Source organism: uncultured Capnocytophaga sp., assembly GCF_963525585.1.
Lineage (GTDB): Bacteria > Bacteroidota > Bacteroidia > Flavobacteriales > Flavobacteriaceae > Capnocytophaga.
Genome location: NZ_CAURLX010000088.1, coordinates 1 through 2755, shown reverse-complemented (window position 1 = coordinate 2755; position 2755 = coordinate 1). Strand labels below are relative to the sequence as shown.

Genomic DNA, 2755 nt, shown 5'->3' with positions numbered 1-2755 from the left:
TTCTTTTTGGGGTGATAAGAATAATTACCTGTGCGGTTCGCACCGAGTCGCCTCCTAGGAATAAAAAAATTACCAGCCTTGCAGGTTAGCGAGGATATCCGAGGCGGTCTGTCGCCCGCATACATAAGGCTCGTGACGAGCGTTCTGACGGGTGAAATTCCCATTGCCTCCAGCAGAAGCATAGCCAGCTTGAAACACTGAGTTTTTCCAGTTTTTAGGGCGCTTCTGCGCTTCTTGAGCCTCTCGCTGTTCCCACGAATGAACGGCAGCCTTCCAGTTTTTCATAGGCTGGGAGCCCATCTGCCAGTCTCTAGCGCTATAGAACTCATAGAAGAGCGCCCCAGAGATGCCATTGCCCCGCTCTCGGCAGTAGGCTTCTATCTCGGCGATAGTAGGGGGTGTAAAGCCTCCTGTAGCAGTGCTTTCCCTATCTTGAGGGACGGCATTGTCTCCAGAAAAAAACGCTCTCTCCTCGTCTTTTGCAGAAAAATTTTCTTTCCCCTGAGCAAGTCTCTCTTCTTTTATACGGGAGCTCTCTTGGGGTGTATCCTTCGGGGCGGAGTGGTTAGCCTTCTTCGGAAGGGACTTTTTGTCCTCTTGTAAGTTTTTGTTTTTCAAGGGTCTGCCTCCTTTTTTTCCGGCTTGGCTACGGGCTTGGGATACCGAGAGGTATTTTTCTATATCTCGGTCGATGGTCTGCTTGATAAAGGCAAAGGCGACACTCGCCAGCGGGGAGAGTTCCTTAGGGGCGGTGCCAAAGGCATAGGCGGTGATAGCTTGGTAGATTTCCAGCTGTATGGTATCGGGCAGGTCGTTAAGGACGTTTGCCCAGTCTTTGTAAAATATAAAAGTTTCTTTTTTCATAAAGTGCGAAGCCACACGGGCGATTTTTTTCTTTAAGGGCGAGTCGCCTCCCGTACGGGCATTTTTTTTTGCTAATAATAATTGTCAGGGGCGACCCGCCCCCGCGAGCATTCTGCTCGTGCTTATATAGAAGAGAGCTTAAAGCTCTACCATAAGGGGCACAAGCTACAAGCTTGCGCCAGCAGGTGCGAGTCGCACCGACATTTTCTTTCTTTTTGAGGTTAAAAAATATTTGTCAGGGGCGACCCGCCTCCCGTACAGGCGTTTTTTTGCTTTCTATAAATAAAAATAATTGTCAGGGGAAATTAGTCATCAAAAGTATACGCATTGCGAACAAACTGTTGTATTTTATAATACACCGACTTACGAAAAGCCGACCAATCACGTTCATTTCCATCGATATAGATGCGTATGTAGTCCGCCTCAAAGGAGGTTACTACACGCTTATTAGGCCAGATTTCATAATTAGGATAGGCAAGGAATCGGATGTATATGCGCTCGTCCTCACTGTAGATTTCTCGAGGGTAAAAGGGCGCTGCCTCATAGGGGCGTAAGAATTCTTGATCTACTGAAGCAATAGCAGAGTCAATGGCTCTCAGCACTTTAGAGAGCCAGTAGGGCGTTAAGACCAACATAGATAATAAGTGAATTTATAGTTATAGTTAGGTTATAGTGTATGGTATTGCGGGCATCTTTTCAGCTGAATACCTCAATATCAGGCAGTCAGCTTTCTGGACTTCCACAAGGCAAAGGTACGACATTCCCTCGGCAAAAACAAGAAAAAACCGCTTTTTGTGTAGTTAATAGAGCGTTAAAGTCGTATTATATTGGTATTCAAGGAGGGTGCGAGGTGCGAAGCCGGTGTGAAGCCACACGGGCAATTTTTTTCTTTTGAGGGTTAAAAAATTGTCAGGGGTGACTCACCCCCACACGGGCGATTTTTTTCTTTAAGAGTGTTATAAGAACCCGTTGTGCATTTTAAATAATAGAGGCTTTTAGATTGTGAGTTTCTCTATTTAATATAAACTTATTGATGTATTGTATCAATGTTAAAGATGTTATCTTACTGAATATCCGTGTTTTAAAACCTTCAAATGATTTTGCATAATTACGTTTTATCATAAATTGATCACACAGTTGGGAAAATAAAGTCTCTATTCGTTTTCGTTTTTTTCTAAAGAGCCTAAATTGAGGTTTGTAGTCTTTTTGATTAGTCCTTTTAGGTGTATCTAATTGAATATTAGCATAGTTGAACAAATCTATTTGTACTTCTGCTGAGAGATAACCTTTATCCCCTATCAAAGTACAGTCTGACAATTGTTCTTTCACATCATTAAGATATCGGATATCGTGAACCGAAGCAGGACTCATATCGATAGACTAAAAAATTCCATTTAAAGAACAGATAGCGTGTAACTTATATCCATAATAATATAGCTTTTGAGAAGCACAATAGCCAAAATCAGGGCTTGAATAATCAAACTCCTTACAATATATGTGAGCGATTTGCTCTTGAGTTTTCACAGACTTTCAGAGGCATACTATCTACCATAAAAACATCTTCAAATTCGTTAAAATGTTGTGCAATTTTAGTCCTAATTTGCTCTATATAAGGGAATAATTTTGTTCTCCTACGATTAAAAACACTTCTTTCAATTTTACTTTTGATAGATTCAGGTATTTTTCTAAACAACTGACACTCAGAGTCTATACTCAAGTATTCAGCGGTTAGAGCTAAACTAACTACTTCTAAATCAGACATTTTAGGTTTTCTTCTTTGATAATTTTGAAGTTTCTTTCCAAAGAATTTTGATAATACTTCAAGAATTTTTTTGTAACTTTGCTCCAAGTTGTTCATTATATTTAATTGTTTGGAATTCAATCAAATATA

General features: G+C 40.9%; 2 protein-coding genes and 1 pseudogene. All 3 read right to left on the bottom strand.

The features are described from left to right. Positions 1-69 precede the first annotated feature (69 nt). The gene (locus RYK20_RS10885; RefSeq protein ID WP_314895386.1) at positions 70-864 is read right to left on the bottom strand and encodes a DUF6291 domain-containing protein; all 795 of its coding nucleotides are present in this window, start codon (positions 862-864) and stop codon (positions 70-72) included. A gap of 305 nt (positions 865-1169) precedes the next feature. After that, a complete protein-coding gene (locus RYK20_RS10880) occupies positions 1170-1499 on the bottom strand; it encodes a hypothetical protein (protein WP_311457547.1) in 330 nt (109 codons plus the stop codon). Positions 1500-1842: 343 nt separating this feature from the next. Beyond that, positions 1843-2722: pseudogene (locus tag RYK20_RS10875) on the bottom strand (IS982 family transposase). Positions 2723-2755: the final 33 nt, after the last annotated feature.